This window comes from Bacillus sp. ISO11, from assembly GCF_003458115.1.
GTDB lineage: Bacteria > Bacillota > Bacilli > Bacillales > Bacillaceae_G > Bacillus_A > Bacillus_A cereus.
Window position 1 is genome coordinate 138156 of the sequence record NZ_QXCO01000007.1, and the last position, 17419, is coordinate 155574.

A 17419-nucleotide genomic window follows, 5' to 3' on the forward strand; every position below is an offset into this window, starting at 1 on the left:
AAAAAGAAATTTTTTAGTGACACAAAACTAATGCTATTAGTATAATAAAACTAATGGTATTAGTTTTCGTGAAAAGGGAGATGGGACTATGAGGATGATACATGAAAAAACGTTATATCAATTGTCATTTTTGCCAAGAGCGTTTCCTGTAAATTGTTACTTTGTAGAGGAAGAAGATGGTTTAACTTTAATTGATGCGGCTTTGCCATATAGCGCAAAAGGCATTTTACAGGCGGCTGAGAAAATAGGAAAACCAATTACTAAAATTGTATTAACACATGCGCATGATGATCACATCGGTGCATTAGATGCATTAAAGGAAGTACTTCCTCATGTTCCAGTCTATATTTCTAAGCGGGACGCAAAGCTGTTAGAAGGAGATACGACGTTACAAAAGGATGAACCGAATATACCGATAAAAGGCGGTGTACCTAAAAAAGTAAAAACGGTACCTGATGTTTTATTAGAAGATGGCGACCGAGTTGGATCGCTTCTTGCAATTATGACACCGGGACATACACCAGGATCCATGTCGTTTCTTGATGTACGGAATAAAGCTCTTATTGTTGGGGATGCATTCCAAACAAGAGGAGGTATGGCTGTTTCGGGACAAATGAAATTTTGGTTTCCGTTTCCTGCGATGGCAACGTGGAGCAAAGAAATATCATTACAAAGTGCAGAGAAGTTAAGCGAATATGAGCCTTCCTTACTTGCGGCAGGGCATGGGGAAATGATAAAGAATCCAGGGACTGTCATAGAGCTTGCTATTAAGGAAGCGAAACGGAATATAGAAAGTAAGAAAGAGGGTTAATTTATGTCACCGAGAATCGGACTTACATTACAGAAAATTGTAGAAACAGCTGCAGAAATTGCAGATACAAATGGAATACAAGAAGTAACGTTAGCTTCATTAGCGCAAAGGTTAGGGATACGTTCGCCCTCACTATATAATCATGTAAAAGGGTTACAAGATGTACGGAAAAATCTTGGTATTTACGGAATCAAACAGCTGCATAACAGACTAGAAGAAGCTACTGAGGGTAAATATACGGACGAAGCAATTCATGCATTAGGAGAAGCGTATGTAGCATTTGTCCGAAAACATCCTGGACTATATGAAGCAACTTTTTTACGAGATGAAGAAGTAAGAAAAGCAGGTGACGGAATTGTAAAGCTTTGTCTTCAAGTATTACAACAGTATGGCTTAGAAGGAGAGAATGCACTTCATGCGACACGCGGATTCAGAAGTATTTGTCATGGATTTGCTTCGATTGAACAGCAAGGCGGATTTGGTTTGCCGTTAGATCTAGATATAAGTTTACATGTATTATTGGAAACGTTTATTAAAGGGTTACGTGAATAAGAAGCAAGGTAAACAAAAACCTTAGAAGTGATTCTAAGGTTTTTTAGTGCATATGATTCGAAAAGAATGGTAGGCTTTTTCTTATGAAATGATATTATTTTGCAGGTTTGAAAAATGTATATATCGCTAAGAAAAAGCAAACGAAACTGAATACGATGGGGTCTTGATATGGACTAGGCTCAGAGCCCTTCTGGATTTCTGTAAGGAAGTCATGTGTTTTCATGTTTATTGCTCCTTTAACTAATAAGTTTTATATGATGCGAGGATTATGGTGGATAGGAAGTGTTTTTTGAAATTTCATATAATAATTATTGCATAGCCATCCTATTCCTAAAACTATAAAATATAAAGTTTTCATAATATGTAAAATTGCATATTATTCTTTTTGTAAATTTTGTTATATTATCCATATATTCAAATTCAAGGATTTTAATAAGGTAAATGAGAATAACTGGAGGGATACTGTGAGTAAAACAGTGTTAGAAGCGTATAGTGTGGAAAGAAAAATCGAGAATATAACATATAAAAATCTATTTGTAATGATAGCAATGATTATAGGGATTTCACTCCTAGGAGGATTATTTCTTGGTTTAGCCTTTGAGATTTATGGAGAAGAAGCATTAAGTACTAAATTAGAAGGATATTATTTACTCTTATTCGATGCAATTGTTGTTGCTATCGTTTTATTAGCCTATAAACCGGTTTTTCATTTTATTAAATCTATTTGGGATGTATCCGTTTTGAAGAGTGGGAAGACATATTTATATCTATTAATTGGTTTTATTATCATTGCAGTATCACAATATTTAATGTTACATGTGTTTAGTTTTGAAAGTGCAGCGGAACAAAAGGAACAATTAGGGAGTTTAAGGCTTCAAAATAGCATACAAAGTATTATATATGTGTTAAGTGTTGCTATCATTACACCGGTTAAAGAAGAAATTCTATTTCGAGGTATTTTATATCGATTTTTAGAAAAGAGATATAATTTTTTAGTTAGTATCATTATTTCTTCCTTCATTTTTGGAATTCTTCATGGAGGTCTTCTAATTACAGCAACGATTATGGGAATGGTATTTGCAATGTTATACAAAAAGACGCAATCTATTATACCTAGTATTATTTTACACATTGTATGGAACTTACTTGTGAGTATAAGTATGATTGTATCTCTATAAAAATAAATACATAACCAGTATAAAAGATGAATGGCTTAGCTATTCATCTTTTATTTTGTATGCACGTGAAAAAGTTAATTCATGTATACAATCAAAAAATAGCTAAATACTAACAGTGAACGAATAAAGAAAGGTAGGAGTATTCCATGCAAAATTTAACAGAGCTTGAAGTAGAAAACTTACGTCATTTAATTGGTGGACACGCAACAATTATTAACAAGTTGGAGCAGTATGCAGAAACGTGTACAGATCCACAATTGAAACAAATGTTACAAAAGGATGCGCAAGATGCACGAAATACGAAACAGCAATTAATGACTTTCCTAGGATAGGAGGAAGCGGAACATGAATGAAAAAGATATGGTAAATGATTATTTAGCAGGATTAAATGCAAGTTTAACAAGCTATGCAAATTATATTGCTCAGTCTGATAATGAGCAGTTACATCAAACGTTAATTCAAATTCGTAATCAAGATGAGATGCGCCAACGTAATATGTATGAGTACGCAAAGCAAAAAAGTTATTACAAACCGGCAGCACCTGCGAATCCAATGATTGTGCAGCAATTAAAAAGTCAATTAAGTGCGGAATAACAGGAAAAAGAAGACGAGCGAATTTATTCGCTCGTCTTCTTTTTTTATATGTCAATAAATACATAATAAATATTTTTCCAATTGTAACAAATATGACGAAAATGGAATATAACAATTCACAAAAAGGACAAATACTTTGTTCAATATTTCACAAAGTATCCATGGTTTCTATCGTGATAACCTCTATAATTAGGAGTGTAAAGAGCAAAAGAAATAGATTATATGATCAATTAGGAGAGATTGCTATGAAAAGACATACAAGAAAAATTGCAATTATCGGTACTGGATTAGTTGGATCAAGTTGTGCGTATTCCATTGTAAATCAAGGAATTTGCGAAGAGCTATTATTAATTGATATAAATCATGAACGTGCAGTTGGGGAAGCGATGGATTTATCACATTGCATTAACTTTACAAATACAAGAACAAAAGTATATGCAGGAAGCTATGAAGACTGCAAAGATATGGACATCGTTATTATTACAGCAGGGCCAGCACCAAAACCTGGACAAAGTCGCTTAGATACTTTAGGAGCGAGTGCGAAGATTATGGAAAGTGTTGTTGGCGGCGTAATGGAAAGTGGATTTGATGGTATTTTCTTACTTGCATCGAACCCAGTTGATATTATTACATATGAAGTGTGGAAATTATCTGGATTACCTAGAAATCGCGTAATCGGTACAGGTACATCATTAGATTCTTCTCGCTTAAGAACAATTTTATCTGAAATGTTACATGTAGACCCTCGTAGTATTCATGGGTATTCATTAGGAGAACATGGTGATTCTCAAATGGTTGCTTGGTCTCACGTAACTGTTGGTGGAAAGCCAATTCTGCAAATTTTAGAAGAACAAAAAGAACGATTTGGTAAAATAGATTTAGATGAAATTGTTGAGAAGACTGCAAAAGCTGGTTGGGAAATTTATAAACGTAAAGGAACTACTTATTACGGAATTGGAAATTCTCTAGCATATATTGCGAGTTCCATCTTTAATGATGATCACCGTGTCATTGCTGTATCAGCCATTTTAGATGGTGAGTACGGTGAATATGATATTTGTACAGGAGTACCCGCTATTATTACTAGAGACGGTATAAGAGAAGTTGTAGAACTCAATTTAACAGAGGATGAAGAATCTCGATTCGCAAAATCAAACGATATTTTACGTGATTATATGAAAACAATTGGTTACTAACTTATAGAAGAAGGTGAAACGAATGAAGGAATATATAATGTCTCGTGTATTTAAAGCATCTGCTGGAATCGCACAAGGTATTTTCGTATCCCTCGGAATTGGTTTACTGATCGAAAATATAGGAAGAATTGTTGATATACCATTACTTATTACAATCGGAGTTGTTGCAAAATCCCTTATGGCACCGGCGATTGGTGCCGGCATTGCTTTTATGCTCGGTGCAAACGGTCTTGTAATCTTCTCGGCGATGGTAGCCGGAGCAATTGGTGCCGGATCCATTTCAATTACTGAAGCCGGTCTAATTATTAAAACAGGTGAGCCAATCGGTGCATTATTAACAGCAACTTTAGCTGTATATATTGGTAAACGTTTAAGCGGAAAAACTGCGTTAGATATGATGCTCGTTCCATTTGCAGCAATATTAGGTTCTGGTTTAGTTGGTATTTGGTTATCTCATAATATTACTCCTGTTTTAAATGCAGTTGGAGCGTTTATTAAAGATAGCTCAGCTGGTAGTCCGTTTATTGCTTCTATCGTCATTGCAGTAGTTTGGGGGCTATTACTTATCTCTCCAGCTTCATCAGCTGCGTTAGCAATTGCACTTAGCTTAGACGGTGTTGCAGGTGGTGCTGCTCTTGCCGGATGCGTCGCTCAGTTTATCGGATTCTCTGTCATCTCAGCGAAAGAAAATAATTTAGGTGGCATATTAGCTCAAGCACTTTGTACTCCGAAAGTACAGTTACCAAATATCACTAAAAATCCAATGATTCTCGTCCCAACTGTCGTTGCCAGTGCTATAGTCGGTCCAGTATCCGCATTAATTTTCCAACTGGAAGCAGGAAAGGAAATTGCAGGTCTTGGATTAAGTTCTCTTATCGCACCAATTAATTTAATTTCCAGCCAAGGATGGGAAGTTCTCCCGGCGATGGTAATTACTTATATCGTCATTCCAGTAGCTGTTTCTTATATACTTTACATTGCTCTTAAAAAAGCAGGTCGTATTCACTCTGGTGATATGACTGTACCGCAATCTTAAGTTGAAAATCTCCTTAATAATATATAAAAGCAGACTGAGAAGCCACAGTCTGCTTTTTTGTCATGCTACATTCTATGATTTTGTTTTACTGGAACTCTTATTGGTTCTTTGGCCAATAAGAGCTGAACGCCGAAGTAAAGTATACTTGCAAGCGTCATTCCAGAAATGGCATCTACAAAGGCATGCTGCTTCGTAAATAGCGTTGATAAAATAATAAGTGTACCGAAGAAAGTAAGGATGTAATATTCAAAAGCATGCTGTTCTCTACGCTTAAAGGCAGCTAACATAATTACAAATGTAGTAAGAACGTGAATGCTAGGGAAACAGTTTACTGGCTGGTCGATACTATAAATATAGCGAACTAGTTCAGAAAATACATCTGTTCCAACGACAGTCGGACGCGGTACAGTTGTTTGCCAAAAATAATAAATAGAAAAACAAGCAAGCTTTCCAAAAATAACACTACTTAAAGTGACATAATATTGCTTTCGGTCAGCAAAGCAGTAATAAATAAGTGCGCCGTATAAGTATGGAAACCAAAGTAAATAAGGAATAATAAATGCTTTTACAAATGGAATCCAATCATCTACTACAGTTGTAACGTCTACTGCGTGAACAGTCGATTTATTTAATACGTCGTAAAGGGGACTTACGAGCACGAGTAGAAGTATATAACTTAACGGAAGAAAAGATGAAAGTTTAAATTTCTTCATGTTGATCTCCTATGTTTAGTAATGTAAGTAAATTCAATTGATTATAATATAGAAACGTGAATTGGGCTATCGATTTTACTTACATTTTCTTGAATTAACCTTACGTTTTTGTCACTTGACTAAAAAGAAGGAGAGGGTGCTAAATGAAGCGTTTATCGTATTTCTTATTTTTTATATTGATATGCCTAGTAGGTGCTGGGTGTGCAAAGGATAAAGCAGGAGAGAAATTAGAATATAACGGAAGAGCACTCGTAATTGGAGTTGTTGGAGAAAAGCCGAAAGATACGTTTAGGAATGTAAAGTTTGAAGAAATGAAGTTAGAGGAACTAGAAAAGAAATCTAAGGAAGTGGATGGTTTTCTAATAATGAAAGATCACTTTCAAGAAGCCTCAACAGAGCAGTATAAAAATGTATTTTCATCGCTAAAGAAACCAGTGTTTTTTATCGGTTTACAAGATAAATCATATTCAATTTTTATTACAAAAGGAATAGAGTATAACAGTGCACGAAAAGATGTAAATGCTATGTATACGCAAGGCTTTGCAAATATCGGAAGTGGTGAAGGGCAACAATGGGCAATTGGTTTATCTAATGGTGGAAATACAGAAGAAAGTATTCATAATATGTATATCGTCGTATTTCAAACCATCGCAGATTATTTGAATAGATGATGAGGGAGCCTGTAAACGAGGCTTCTTATTTTTTTAATCAAACGTTTGTTTAAGCTGTATGTTCGGTAGGAAGAAACTGATGTAACTCAATGGTTAACAAAGAGAAATGGAGAATTAATCAAACGTTTGTTTAAGCTGTATGTTCGGTAGGAAGAAACTCCTGTAGTTCAAAGGTTAAGAAAGAAAAATGGAGAATTAATCAAACGCTTGTTTAAGATATATGTTTGGTGCAGAATCTAAAAAATTTATATATTTATTTTTTTCTTAACAAATGGCGGAAAAATAAGAAAAATTCGCAGGATTATTAAAAATTATCACGAAATAAGTAAAAGTTTAGCGAATAATGGTTTGAAATAATAAAACGTTTTCTATATGATAAAGGTAAAGGTTAGTAAAAAAGTAGGTGAATTTATGACAGTAACATTTTATTCATATCCAAAGTGTGGCACATGTCAAAAGGCAAAGAAATGGTTTGAGGCAAACGATGTAGCATATGAGATGATTCATATTGTTGAAAATCCACCATCAAAAGAAGATTTACGTAATTTACATGAAAAAAGTGAATTACCATTAAAAAAATTCTTTAATACAAGTGGAATGCGTTACCGTGAACTTGGTCTAAAAGATAAGTTGAAAGATGCAAGCGAAGACGAAATGTATGAGCTTTTAGCATCTGATGGCATGTTGATTAAACGTCCAATTGTAACAGATGGAACGAATGTAACACTTGGTTTTAACGAAGAGCAGTTTGAAAGTGTGTGGAAAAAGTACCAATAAGGTATTTTTACATAATTAATACATTCACTGGAGGTACAGTCATGAGCATTCCAAATAATTTACGTTACTCTGAAGAACACGAATGGGTAAAAACTGAAGGTAATGAAGTTGTTATCGGTATCACTCACTTTGCACAAGGTGAGCTAGGCGATATCGTATTCGTTGAACTTCCTGAAGTAGGTGCAACAATCGAAGCTGACGAGCCATTCGGAAGCGTAGAATCTGTTAAAACAGTTTCTGAGTTATACGCACCTGTAAGCGGTAAAGTTGTAGCAGTAAACGAAGAATTAAGTGACCAACCAGAACTTGTTAACGAATCTCCATACGAGGGTGCATGGATGGTTAAAGTTGAACTTTCTGATGCAAGCCAAGTTGAGAAGTTATTAACTGCAGAAAAATATGCAGAAATGACAAACCAAGACTAATTATAGTCGACTAAAGGACAGCCTTTGTGCTGTCCTTTTTTATTTTGTGTGAAATAATGAAATTCAAGTTATATGTAAATAAATAAGCTATTATGAGAAAAACTGTTTTGTGGTAAGGTTTCATAAGTCTTCACAATCTAAACGAGCCGCTTGCGCTTTTCATTGTCCAGCTCCACCTCCTAGCCCTTCATGTCTAAGAACCTTCCGTACGAGAAGACAAAAAGCGTCTTCTGTACGAAAGAACCTTAGCCAACAGGGCTAAACAGTCGGTTCCGCTTTTCGTTGTCTAGCTCCAGCGGCTAGAACAGTCGGTCATTTCACTCCTTCACTTGAGGCAAAAGGCGCCTCTAGTTCAGGAGTTCCAATGCCCTCCTGTTCTAAACGAGCCGCTTCCGCTTTTCTTTTGCAAAAATAAACAGGAAACAACATGAAAATAACGAATATACTATATACTAAGTTCAAGGTTATATAGTATATGGTGATCGGGTGATGACATATGATTTATGTAGAAAAAGTCATTATTGTAGAAGGTACATCAGATAGAAGAAAGATTGAATCTATTATTCGTGAACCGGTGGAAATTGTTTGTACAAATGGTACAATTGGTTTGTCGAAAATGGATGAGCTCGTTGATCAGTTTTTTGATAAGGAAGTGTATGTGCTAGTGGATGCTGATGATGCTGGAGAAAAGTTAAGGAAACAATTTCGAAAAGAATTTCCGCAAGCCGAGCATATCTATATTGATCGCTCGTACCGAGAAGTGGCAACTGCGCCATCTACACACTTAGCAAATGTATTATGGGGAGCCGACATTGACGTTTATACAGAATATTTACGGTAAGGAATGATAGAAGTGATTGATTGGACAGGAGCCCAAGCTACAGCCCTAATAGAGAACGAAGAAAAAACAGTATTATATGTATATACTCCAATGTGTGGAACATGCCAATTAGCAAAAAAGATGTTAACAGTCGTTGAGATGACAATTGAAGGCCTCAAAATTGGGATGTTAGATTTAAATTATGCTCCGTATTTAGCGAAAGAGTATGGGATTGAAAGTGTACCTTGTTTACTTGTTTTTGAAAATGGGACACTGATGAAGAAGATATACGCATTTCATTCGGTTGAATATTTATATACGGAATTAAAGTAGGCGGCAAAATTTTTGCCGCCTCGACATATTTCTTGGGAAATATGTCGAGATGCAGGGTGGATACAGTATTTGTCGAGCGAAAATAACAGGATTGCTCTTTAGTGAGAGGGAATGGTATGTAATAGAAAGTGATATGAAGGATGTGATTTAGGGTGAGATTATATTCTTTGCTTCAATCATTTGTAAATTACGCTAATGGTCAATATCATTTAGAACCGCTTTTAAGACAAGAAGAAAAAACTGTTAATTTTCGCTTTGGAGATGAAAGTTGTTCGTTACAAATTTCAAGAGATTATATAGAGCTGGTACATGAGGAAAGAGGAACGGAACAAATCATTTGCTTAGATGAAAAGGATATAGAACAATTGGTGAATGGAAATGTACGATTGCAAATGTTAATGAACGATGGACGTGTACAATATTCAGGAACGTACCGAACGATGTTATTAGTGGAATCGATGTTTCATATATGTAAACCGATGTCAGTAGGTGCTTAAAATTCTGAAGTTTCATTTTTTGCGAAAATTTCTGTTGACATGGTGAGTGTATATTGATACAATTCAAGTCATAAAATATAGACAATTTCATAAATTTCAAATCAGACGAAAATTGAATCTGATTTCTCTTATCAAGAGAGGTGGAGGGACTGTGCCCTGTGAAGCCCGGCAACCGTCAACTTATGTTGAAATGGTGCCAATTCCTGCAAAGCGAATGCTTTGAGAGATGAGAGAGAGGGATAATGTTGTTATATACGCATATAAACCTTTCTGCTTCTCTAAAGCAGAAAGGTTTTTTTATTGTTTGAATGTGGAGGACATTCAAATAATAAAAGTAATGATAACAGTGGACTACACGCATTAAAAATAAAAAATTGCGGAGTCGATCCAAACAAAAAAGGGGTGAACATCATGATTCTATTAGAGAACGTAAAGAAAATATATAAGGCGAAAAGCGGTGATGTCACTGCTGTAGATAACGCCAATTTAAAAATAGAAAAAGGCGAAATATTTGGTGTTATTGGATATAGCGGCGCTGGAAAAAGTTCGTTAATCAGATTGTTTAATCAGTTAGAGAAACCGACTTCTGGCCAAATTACAATTGCAAATCGTGTGATTTCAGCAATTACAGGAAGTGAACTTCGTAAGGCAAGGCAAGAAATCGGAATGATTTTTCAGCACTTCAACTTACTTTGGTCGCGAACTGTACGTGAAAATATAGAGTTTCCACTTGAAATTGCAGGTGTTGATAAAGCGAAGAGAAGAAAACGTGTTGATGAATTAATTCATCTTGTTGGATTAGAAGGAAGAGGAGACGCATACCCATCTCAGCTGAGCGGAGGACAAAAGCAACGTGTTGGTATTGCAAGAGCATTAGCTAACAATCCACAAGTGCTTTTATGTGATGAAGCAACGTCAGCTCTTGATCCGGAAACGACAGATCAAATTTTGGATTTACTATTAGACATTAATAAGCGCCTTGGTTTAACAATTGTACTCATTACACATGAGATGCACGTGATTCGAAAGATATGTAACCGAGTAGCGGTAATGGAGAGAGGAAAGATTGTAGAAACAGGTCCAGTACTTGATGTATTCCGTAATCCGAAGCAAGATATTACGAAACGATTTGTACAGCAGTTAACAGATTCTGAAGATACAAATGAAACAATTGAAAGTTTAATTGAAAAATATCCAGATGGAAAAGTAATTCGTTTGCAGTTTATCGGTGAGGCTGTAGAAAGACCAGTGCTTCAACGATTAATGCAACGCAGTGATATAGAAGTTAGCATTTTGCAAGGAAATATTGCACAAACGAATAACGGTTCTTACGGTAGTTTAGTTGTTCATTTAAATGGTGAGGAAACAGCGATCCAGCAAGCAATAGAAGGAATTCATCAAGATCAAGTAGAGCTGGAGGTGATTGCACATGGATAAGTTACTCGCAAATGTTGATTGGAATCAAATGTTAGAAGCAACTGGTGAAACGTTATATATGACGGCAATCGCAGCTCTTGCGACATTTGTTTTAGGACTCATTTTAGGATTGTTACTCTTCATGACAGCAAAAGATAATTTATGGGAAAACAAATCAATTAATACGGTGATTGGAGCATTCGTAAATATATTCCGCTCTATACCGTTCATCATTTTAATTATTTTATTAATCCCATTTACAAAGATTCTTCTTGGAACAATTCTTGGAGCAAGTGCAGCTCTGCCGGCTTTAATTATTGGAGCCGCACCATTCTACGCGAGAATGGTTGAAATTGCACTTCGCGAAATTGATAAAGGTGTAATTGAAGCTTCAAAAGCAATGGGAGCAAAAACAAGCACAATTATTTTGAAAGTGTTAATTCCAGAATCATTACCAGCATTAGTATCTGGTATTACGGTTACGACAATTGCTTTAGTAGGCTATACAGCAATGGCGGGAGTTGTTGGTGCTGGTGGCCTTGGAACACTTGCTTACTTAGAAGGATTCCAGAGAGGGAATAACGATGTAACAATCGTTGCGACAATTTGTGTATTACTAGTTGTATTTTTAATCCAGTGGATTGGTGATAGTTTAACGACTCGAATAGATAAACGATAATAAAAACGGGAGGATATTTTAAATGAAAAAATTATTACTTACGGCACTTATTTCAACTTCAATTTTTGGGTTAGCTGCTTGTGGCGGGAAAGATAAAGATGAAAAGAAACTTGTTGTTGGTGCTTCTAACGTACCGCATGCTGAAATTTTAGAAAAAGCAAAACCGTTACTTGAGAAAAAAGGAATTGAATTAGAAGTGAAAAAATTCCAAGATTACGTGTTGCCAAATAAATCGTTAGCGGATAAGGAATTAGATGCAAACTATTTCCAGCACATTCCGTATTTAGAAAAAGAAATTAAAGATAAAAAATATGATTTTGAAATAGCAGGGAAAATTCATATTGAACCAATTGGTGTATATTCTCAAAAATATAAGAGTTTAAAAGAACTTCCAGACGGGGCGACAATTATTATGAGTAATTCCGTTACTGACCATGGACGTGGTTTAGCAATTTTACAAAAAGAAGGCATTTTAAAAATTAAAGACGGAGTAGATCCAGTTAGTGCAACTCCAAAAGATATTGCAGATAATCCGAAACACTTAAAATTCAAAACGGATATTGAGCCTGGTTTGTTGCCACAAGTGTATAACAATAAAGAAGGCGACGCTGTTTTAATTAACTCGAACTATGCAATTGATGCGAAATTAAACCCAGAAAAAGATGCAATTGCAATTGAAGGCGATGATTCTCCATACGCAAACGTACTAGTGGTTCGTAAAGGTGATAAAGATAAAAAAGCGATTAAAGAGCTTGTAGAAGTATTACATTCTAAAGAAATTGAAGACTTTATTACTAAAGAATATAAAGGTGCAGTTGTTCCTGTAAAAGAATAATTGCTGAAAAAGGGCTGGTGTATGCCGGTCCTTTTTTACTACATAACTATAGGGAGAAGGGGACGTCATATGAAAAAGATTCTATTGTCAGTTGTTACAGCATTATCTGTATTTACATTAGCTGCTTGCGGAGGGAAGGAAGAGAATAAGCTTGTTGTGGGAGCTTCTAACGTGCCGCACGCTGTTATTTTAGAAAAGGCACAGCCGATATTAGAGAAAAAAGGCATTAAGTTAGAGATTAAAAAGTTTCAGGATTATGTACTGCCAAATAAAGCGTTAGCGGATAAAGAAATTGATGCGAACTACTTCCAGCATATTCCGTACTTAGATAAAGAAATTCAAGAAAAGGGATATAAAATTGTAAACGCAGGAAAAATCCATTTAGAGCCGATGGGTATTTATTCTAAGAAGTATAAAAGCTTAAAAGACTTACCAGATGGCGGGACAGTGATTATGAGTAATAACGTAGCGGAGCGTGGCCGTATGCTAGCACTGTTACAAAAAGGCGGCGTTATTAAATTAAAAGACGGAGTAGATGTTGTTAAGGCAACAGTAAAAGATGTAGTCGAAAATCCGAAAAACTTAAAGTTTAAAACAGATGTAGAGCCTGGATTGTCACCAAAGCTGTATGAAAATAATGAAGGTGATGCTTTATTTATTAATTCAAACTATGCAATTGATGCAAAATTAAATCCAACAAAGGATGCAATTGCGATTGAAGGAGCAGACTCTCCGTATGCAAACATCATTGCAGTTCGTAAAGGTGATGAGAAGAAAAAAGAAATTAAAGAGCTAGTAGAAGTGCTACATTCAAAAGAAATTCAAGGTTTTATTAATAAAGAATATAAAGGTGCTGTACTTCCGGTAAGTGAATAAATATAAAGAAAGGGCTGGAAAATTACCAGTCCTTTTTTCTTTATATAAATAAGAAGAAAGGTGTATCATAGAAAGATGTGAAGGAAATACTTATATACATTTGTGAAAAAACGGTTACTTTTTTTCGTCGTTTGCGATATCATTTTATTTGATATAAAATTAGAATGAGAATAAAATGAGAATATGAACGTTTTAGGAATTTTTAAAATGTATATATAGGATTAATGGAGGTATTGAGATGGCTGGTTCTACATTAACGGTTAAAGACTTACACGTATCAATTGATGGCAAAGAAATTTTAAAGGGTGTAAACCTTGAAGTAAAAGGTGGAGAAATCCATGCAATTATGGGACCTAACGGAACAGGTAAATCAACTTTATCTTCTGCAATTATGGGTCACCCAAAGTATGAAGTAACAGAAGGTAGCATCATCATCGACGGTGAAGATGTATTAGAAATGGAAGTAGACGAGCGCGCACAAGCAGGTCTATTCCTAGCAATGCAATATCCAAGTGAAATTAGCGGAGTAACAAACGCTGACTTCTTACGTTCTGCAATTAACGCACGTCGTGAAGAAGGCGATGAAATTTCTCTTATGAAATTTATCCGTACATTAGATAAAAACATGGAATTCCTAGAAATGGATCCAGAAATGGCACAACGTTACTTAAACGAAGGTTTCTCTGGTGGAGAGAAAAAACGTAATGAAATTCTTCAATTAATGATGATTGAGCCAAAAATCGCAATCTTAGATGAAATCGACTCAGGTCTTGATATCGATGCATTAAAAGTTGTATCTAAAGGTATTAACGAAATGCGCGGCGAAGAGTTCGGTTGCCTAATGATTACGCATTACCAACGTTTATTAAACTACATCACTCCAGACTTCGTTCACGTTATGATGAACGGTCGTATCGTTAAATCTGGTGGCCCTGAGCTTGCACAACGTCTAGAAGCTGAAGGTTACGACTGGATTAAAAAAGAATTAGGTATTGAAGACGAAACAACAGAGCAAGAAGCGTAAGAGAGGAGCATAAACATGACAATCGGTACATTACCTTTCGATCAAGAAACAATCCGTCAACGCGCAAGCGAAGTAAACGAAGCTGCTTGGTTGACTGAGTTCCGCTTACAAGCTCTTGCACAAGCAACTGAACTTCCAATGCCAACGCCTGATAAAACGAAAATTGACAAATGGGACTTTATCGGAAAAGGCGACGCTGCTAAGCAAGAGCCTGTAAGTTCTTTAACTGAACTTCCAGAAGCAGTGAAAAACTTAATCGATGAAAATAACAGCGTATTAGTACAACGCACTGGTACAACTGCGTTCGTTTCTTTAGCAGACGAAGCAAAAGAAAAAGGTGTTATTTTCACAGACATCGTAACAGCTGCAACTGAGCATGCTGAACTAGTACAAAAGTACTTAATGAAAGACGGCGTGAAAGTAGACGAGCATCGTCTAACTGCACTTCATGCTGCATTAATCAACGGTGGTGCATTCGTATATGTTCCGAAAAACGTTGTTCTTGAAACTCCACTTCAAGCTGTATTCTTAGTAGACGGCGAAGAAGCTAACGTATATAACCACGTACTATTCGTAGCTGATGCGAACAGTACTGCAACTTATGTAGAAAACTATGTTGCAAATGAAAATGCTAAAGGTATTGCAAATATCGTAGCAGAAGTAATCGTGGAACAAGGCGCACAAGTGAAATTCGGTGCGGTTGATCTATTAGCAAAAGACGTAACAACTTACGTTAACCGCCGCGGCGTTGTAGGACGCGACGGCCGTATTGATTGGGCTCTAGGCCTTATGAATGACGGAAACACAATTTCAGAAAACGTTACGAACTTAATGGGCGACGGTTCATATGCTGATACGAAAACAGTAACAATTGGCCGTGGTAACCAAACACAAAACTTTACAACTAAAGTTGTTCACTTCGGTAAACATTCTGAAGGTTGGATTTTAAAACACGGTGTACAAAAAGATAGTGCAACATCTATCTTTAACGGAATTGGTAAGATTGAACACGGTGCATCTAAATCAAATGCACAACAATCTTCTCGCGTTCTTATGTTAGATGAAAAAGCTCGCGGTGATGCAAACCCAATTCTTTTAATCGACGAAGATGATGTAATGGCAGGTCACGCAGCTTCAGTAGGTCGCGTAGATCCAGTCCAACTATACTACTTGATGAGCCGTGGTATTCCAAAACGCGAAGCAGAACGTTTAGTCATCCATGGATTCTTAGCACCTGTAGTTAATGAGCTTCCAATTGAAGGAGTAAAGGCACAGCTTGTTGAGGTAATTGAAAGGAAAGTTCGCTAATGAATATTCATGAAATACGCAAACAGTTTCCAATTCTTGATCAAAAAGTGAACGGCAAACAACTTGTTTATTTCGATAGTGCAGCAACTTCTCAAAAACCAATTCAAGTCATTGAAACGTTAGAACGTTACTATAAAGAATATAATTCTAACGTGCATCGCGGTGTTCATACGCTCGGTACGAAAGCTACCGACGCGTATGAAGGTGCACGTGAGAAAGTTCGCAAGTTTATCAATGCGAAATCAATGGAAGAGATTATTTTCACGCGCGGAACGACAACTGCATTAAATACAGTAGCGGCTAGCTATGGTCTTGAAAATGTAAAAGAGGGCGATGAAATCGTTATTTCTTACATGGAGCACCATAGTAATATCATTCCGTGGCAACAAGTTGCGAAGAAAACTGGTGCAACTTTAAAATATCTTCCGCTTCAACCAGATGGGACAATTTCAATAGAAGATGCTCGTCAAACAATTACACCGAATACAAAAATCGTTTCTATCATGTATGTTTCTAACGTACTTGGAACGATTAACCCTGTAAAAGAAATCGGAGCAATTGCACACGAAAATGGCGCAATTATGGTCGTTGACGGTGCACAAAGTACACCTCACATGAAAGTAGATGTACAAGATTTAAACTGTGATTTCTACGCATTATCCGCTCATAAGATGTGTGGCCCTACAGGTATCGGCGTATTATATGGTAAAAAAGAATTGCTAAACAATATGGAGCCAATTGAATTTGGTGGTGAAATGATTGATTTCGTAGATTTACAAGAATCTACTTGGAAAGAGCTTCCGTGGAAGTTTGAAGCAGGTACACCGATTATCGGTAATGCAATCGGACTTGGTGCGGCAATTGATTTCCTAGAAGAAATCGGTCTTGATAATATTGAAAAGCATGAGCATGAATTAGCGCAATACGCTTTAGAAAGACTATCAGAAGTAGATGGCGTTACAATTTATGGTCCAAAGCATCGCGCTGGTCTTGTTACATTTAATATTGAAGACGTACATCCTCACGATGTAGCGACTGTATTAGATGTAGAAGGCATTGCAGTTCGCGCAGGACATCACTGTGCACAACCGCTTATGAAGTGGCTAAAAGCTTCTTCAACAGCACGTGCGAGCTTCTATTTATATAATACAAAAGAAGAAATTGATACATTTGTTGACTCGCTAATCAAGACAAAGGAGTATTTCACAAATGTCATTTAATAATTTAGATACGTTATATCGTCAAGTTATTATGGATCATTACAAAAATCCTCGTAACCATGGCGTGTTAGAAGATAGTGTTACCGTTAACTTGAACAATCCAACTTGCGGCGATCGTATTCAACTTACGATGAAAGTAGAAGAAGGTATTGTGCAAGAGGCGAAGTTTGAAGGCGAAGGATGTTCAATCTCAATGTCTTCAGCTTCAATGATGACACAAGCAGTAAAAGGTAAGAAAATTGAAGAGGCACTTCAGCTTTCGAAAATTTTCTCTGACATGATGCTAGGAAAAGAGTACGATGACAGCATCGATTTAGGAGATATTGAAGCATTACAAGGCGTATGCAAGTTCCCTGCACGTATTAAATGTGCAACATTAGCGTGGAAAGCGTTAGAAAAGGGCTTAAACGAAGATAAGTAATGTTACAGGTTCCTAAAAACGAGGTTATCTAAGGAGG

The 17419-nt window shown here is 36.2% G+C and carries 22 protein-coding genes and 1 riboswitch; of the genes, 21 read left to right on the forward strand and 1 reads right to left on the reverse strand.

Annotation, left to right across the window (positions count from 1 at the left end; all coding sequences use genetic code 11):
• Nucleotides 1–88: 88 nt before the first annotated feature.
• From D1166_RS09815 to D1166_RS09845, 7 genes are all read left to right on the forward strand, one after another.
• On the forward strand, nt 89–811 hold the full coding sequence (locus tag D1166_RS09815) for an MBL fold metallo-hydrolase (protein WP_001242324.1): 723 nt from the start codon (nt 89–91) through the stop codon (nt 809–811).
• A gap of 3 nt (nt 812–814) precedes the next feature.
• Nucleotides 815–1363: a TetR/AcrR family transcriptional regulator gene (locus tag D1166_RS09820; protein WP_053514367.1), complete on the forward strand. Its 549-nt coding sequence runs from the start codon at nt 815–817 to the stop codon at nt 1361–1363.
• A 464-nt stretch (nt 1364–1827) separates the two neighbouring features.
• A complete protein-coding gene (locus D1166_RS09825; RefSeq protein ID WP_065702912.1) occupies nt 1828–2541 on the forward strand; it encodes a CPBP family intramembrane glutamic endopeptidase in 714 nt (237 codons plus the stop codon).
• Nucleotides 2542–2687: 146 nt separating this feature from the next.
• Nucleotides 2688–2873 carry a hypothetical protein gene (locus D1166_RS09830; RefSeq protein WP_001180551.1) on the forward strand — a complete coding sequence of 62 codons (186 nt, stop codon included), beginning with the start codon at nt 2688–2690 and terminating at the stop codon, nt 2871–2873.
• Between the two features lie 13 nt (nt 2874–2886).
• Nucleotides 2887–3135, forward strand: a complete 249-nt coding sequence (locus D1166_RS09835; protein ID WP_001002987.1) for a spore coat protein — start codon at nt 2887–2889, stop codon at nt 3133–3135.
• Between the two features lie 245 nt (nt 3136–3380).
• A complete protein-coding gene (locus tag D1166_RS09840) occupies nt 3381–4331 on the forward strand; it encodes an L-lactate dehydrogenase (protein WP_000820651.1) in 951 nt (316 codons plus the stop codon).
• 22 nt (nt 4332–4353) lie between these two features.
• Nucleotides 4354–5367: a PTS sugar transporter subunit IIC gene (locus D1166_RS09845; RefSeq protein ID WP_000666172.1), complete on the forward strand. Its 1014-nt coding sequence runs from the start codon at nt 4354–4356 to the stop codon at nt 5365–5367.
• Between the two features lie 65 nt (nt 5368–5432).
• On the opposite strand, the gene D1166_RS09850 is transcribed toward D1166_RS09845, so the two are convergent.
• Nucleotides 5433–6080: a phosphatase PAP2 family protein gene (locus D1166_RS09850; protein ID WP_000713771.1), complete on the reverse strand. Its 648-nt coding sequence runs from the start codon at nt 6078–6080 to the stop codon at nt 5433–5435.
• Between the two features lie 143 nt (nt 6081–6223).
• Between D1166_RS09850 and D1166_RS09855 the strand changes: the two genes are divergently transcribed.
• The 14 genes from D1166_RS09855 (at nt 6224) to sufU (ending at nt 17382) form a co-directional block, all read left to right on the forward strand.
• Nucleotides 6224–6751, forward strand: a complete 528-nt coding sequence (locus D1166_RS09855) for a hypothetical protein (RefSeq protein WP_000826869.1) — start codon at nt 6224–6226, stop codon at nt 6749–6751.
• A 411-nt stretch (nt 6752–7162) separates the two neighbouring features.
• Entirely contained in the window at nt 7163–7528 is a 366-nt protein-coding gene (locus D1166_RS09860) for an arsenate reductase family protein (protein ID WP_000218968.1), read from the forward strand.
• A 41-nt stretch (nt 7529–7569) separates the two neighbouring features.
• Complete coding sequence (gene gcvH / locus D1166_RS09865; RefSeq protein WP_000026896.1) at nt 7570–7953, forward strand: glycine cleavage system protein GcvH; 384 nt, start codon at nt 7570–7572, stop codon at nt 7951–7953.
• A 496-nt stretch (nt 7954–8449) separates the two neighbouring features.
• Complete coding sequence (locus tag D1166_RS09870; RefSeq protein ID WP_000640870.1) at nt 8450–8794, forward strand: toprim domain-containing protein; 345 nt, start codon at nt 8450–8452, stop codon at nt 8792–8794.
• Between the two features lie 3 nt (nt 8795–8797).
• The gene (locus tag D1166_RS09875; RefSeq protein ID WP_098281372.1) at nt 8798–9106 is read left to right on the forward strand and encodes a thioredoxin family protein; all 309 of its coding nucleotides are present in this window, start codon (nt 8798–8800) and stop codon (nt 9104–9106) included.
• A gap of 152 nt (nt 9107–9258) precedes the next feature.
• The gene (locus D1166_RS09880; RefSeq protein ID WP_001242139.1) at nt 9259–9603 is read left to right on the forward strand and encodes a hypothetical protein; all 345 of its coding nucleotides are present in this window, start codon (nt 9259–9261) and stop codon (nt 9601–9603) included.
• A gap of 125 nt (nt 9604–9728) precedes the next feature.
• A riboswitch (SAM riboswitch) is annotated at nt 9729–9836 on the forward strand.
• 178 nt (nt 9837–10014) lie between these two features.
• The gene (locus tag D1166_RS09885; protein ID WP_000601780.1) at nt 10015–11040 is read left to right on the forward strand and encodes a methionine ABC transporter ATP-binding protein; all 1026 of its coding nucleotides are present in this window, start codon (nt 10015–10017) and stop codon (nt 11038–11040) included.
• On the forward strand, nt 11033–11698 hold the full coding sequence (locus D1166_RS09890) for a methionine ABC transporter permease (protein ID WP_000359401.1): 666 nt from the start codon (nt 11033–11035) through the stop codon (nt 11696–11698). The genes D1166_RS09885 and D1166_RS09890 overlap by 8 nt, the downstream gene beginning before the upstream one ends.
• Nucleotides 11699–11720: 22 nt before the next feature.
• The gene (metQ, locus tag D1166_RS09895) at nt 11721–12533 is read left to right on the forward strand and encodes a methionine ABC transporter substrate-binding lipoprotein MetQ (RefSeq protein ID WP_000735096.1); all 813 of its coding nucleotides are present in this window, start codon (nt 11721–11723) and stop codon (nt 12531–12533) included.
• Between the two features lie 69 nt (nt 12534–12602).
• On the forward strand, nt 12603–13409 hold the full coding sequence (metQ, locus tag D1166_RS09900) for a methionine ABC transporter substrate-binding lipoprotein MetQ (RefSeq protein WP_098283603.1): 807 nt from the start codon (nt 12603–12605) through the stop codon (nt 13407–13409).
• Nucleotides 13410–13647: 238 nt separating this feature from the next.
• Complete coding sequence (gene sufC / locus D1166_RS09905; RefSeq protein WP_000929160.1) at nt 13648–14433, forward strand: Fe-S cluster assembly ATPase SufC; 786 nt, start codon at nt 13648–13650, stop codon at nt 14431–14433.
• 15 nt (nt 14434–14448) lie between these two features.
• Nucleotides 14449–15741 carry a Fe-S cluster assembly protein SufD gene (sufD, locus tag D1166_RS09910; RefSeq protein ID WP_000152167.1) on the forward strand — a complete coding sequence of 431 codons (1293 nt, stop codon included), beginning with the start codon at nt 14449–14451 and terminating at the stop codon, nt 15739–15741.
• A complete protein-coding gene (gene sufS, locus D1166_RS09915; RefSeq protein ID WP_001020760.1) occupies nt 15741–16961 on the forward strand; it encodes a cysteine desulfurase SufS in 1221 nt (406 codons plus the stop codon). Before sufD ends, sufS begins: the two co-directional genes overlap by 1 nt.
• Nucleotides 16951–17382, forward strand: coding sequence for a Fe-S cluster assembly sulfur transfer protein SufU (sufU, locus tag D1166_RS09920; RefSeq protein WP_000009523.1), 432 nt, complete (start codon nt 16951–16953; stop codon nt 17380–17382). Before sufS ends, sufU begins: the two co-directional genes overlap by 11 nt.
• The last annotated feature ends 37 nt before the right edge of the window (nt 17383–17419 follow it).

Bases quoted from the DNA above. Each gene is read 5' to 3' on its own strand.
- D1166_RS09875 (WP_098281372.1), top strand. From the start codon at position 8,798: ATGATAGAAGTGATTGATTGGACAGGAGCCCAAGCTACAGCCCTAATA.
- D1166_RS09830 (WP_001180551.1), top strand. From the start codon at position 2,688: ATGCAAAATTTAACAGAGCTTGAAGTAGAAAACTTACGTCATTTAATT.
- D1166_RS09820 (WP_053514367.1), top strand. From the start codon at position 815: ATGTCACCGAGAATCGGACTTACATTACAGAAAATTGTAGAAACAGCT.
- D1166_RS09850 (WP_000713771.1), bottom strand. From the start codon at position 6,080: ATGAAGAAATTTAAACTTTCATCTTTTCTTCCGTTAAGTTATATACTT.
- metQ (WP_098283603.1), top strand. From the start codon at position 12,603: ATGAAAAAGATTCTATTGTCAGTTGTTACAGCATTATCTGTATTTACA.
- D1166_RS09885 (WP_000601780.1), top strand. From the start codon at position 10,015: ATGATTCTATTAGAGAACGTAAAGAAAATATATAAGGCGAAAAGCGGT.
- D1166_RS09870 (WP_000640870.1), top strand. From the start codon at position 8,450: ATGATTTATGTAGAAAAAGTCATTATTGTAGAAGGTACATCAGATAGA.
- gcvH (WP_000026896.1), top strand. From the start codon at position 7,570: ATGAGCATTCCAAATAATTTACGTTACTCTGAAGAACACGAATGGGTA.
- D1166_RS09860 (WP_000218968.1), top strand. From the start codon at position 7,163: ATGACAGTAACATTTTATTCATATCCAAAGTGTGGCACATGTCAAAAG.
- D1166_RS09845 (WP_000666172.1), top strand. From the start codon at position 4,354: ATGAAGGAATATATAATGTCTCGTGTATTTAAAGCATCTGCTGGAATC.
- D1166_RS09815 (WP_001242324.1), top strand. From the start codon at position 89: ATGAGGATGATACATGAAAAAACGTTATATCAATTGTCATTTTTGCCA.
- sufU (WP_000009523.1), top strand. From the start codon at position 16,951: ATGTCATTTAATAATTTAGATACGTTATATCGTCAAGTTATTATGGAT.
- D1166_RS09890 (WP_000359401.1), top strand. From the start codon at position 11,033: ATGGATAAGTTACTCGCAAATGTTGATTGGAATCAAATGTTAGAAGCA.
- sufC (WP_000929160.1), top strand. From the start codon at position 13,648: ATGGCTGGTTCTACATTAACGGTTAAAGACTTACACGTATCAATTGAT.
- sufS (WP_001020760.1), top strand. From the start codon at position 15,741: ATGAATATTCATGAAATACGCAAACAGTTTCCAATTCTTGATCAAAAA.
- D1166_RS09840 (WP_000820651.1), top strand. From the start codon at position 3,381: ATGAAAAGACATACAAGAAAAATTGCAATTATCGGTACTGGATTAGTT.
- D1166_RS09835 (WP_001002987.1), top strand. From the start codon at position 2,887: ATGAATGAAAAAGATATGGTAAATGATTATTTAGCAGGATTAAATGCA.
- metQ (WP_000735096.1), top strand. From the start codon at position 11,721: ATGAAAAAATTATTACTTACGGCACTTATTTCAACTTCAATTTTTGGG.
- D1166_RS09855 (WP_000826869.1), top strand. From the start codon at position 6,224: ATGAAGCGTTTATCGTATTTCTTATTTTTTATATTGATATGCCTAGTA.
- sufD (WP_000152167.1), top strand. From the start codon at position 14,449: ATGACAATCGGTACATTACCTTTCGATCAAGAAACAATCCGTCAACGC.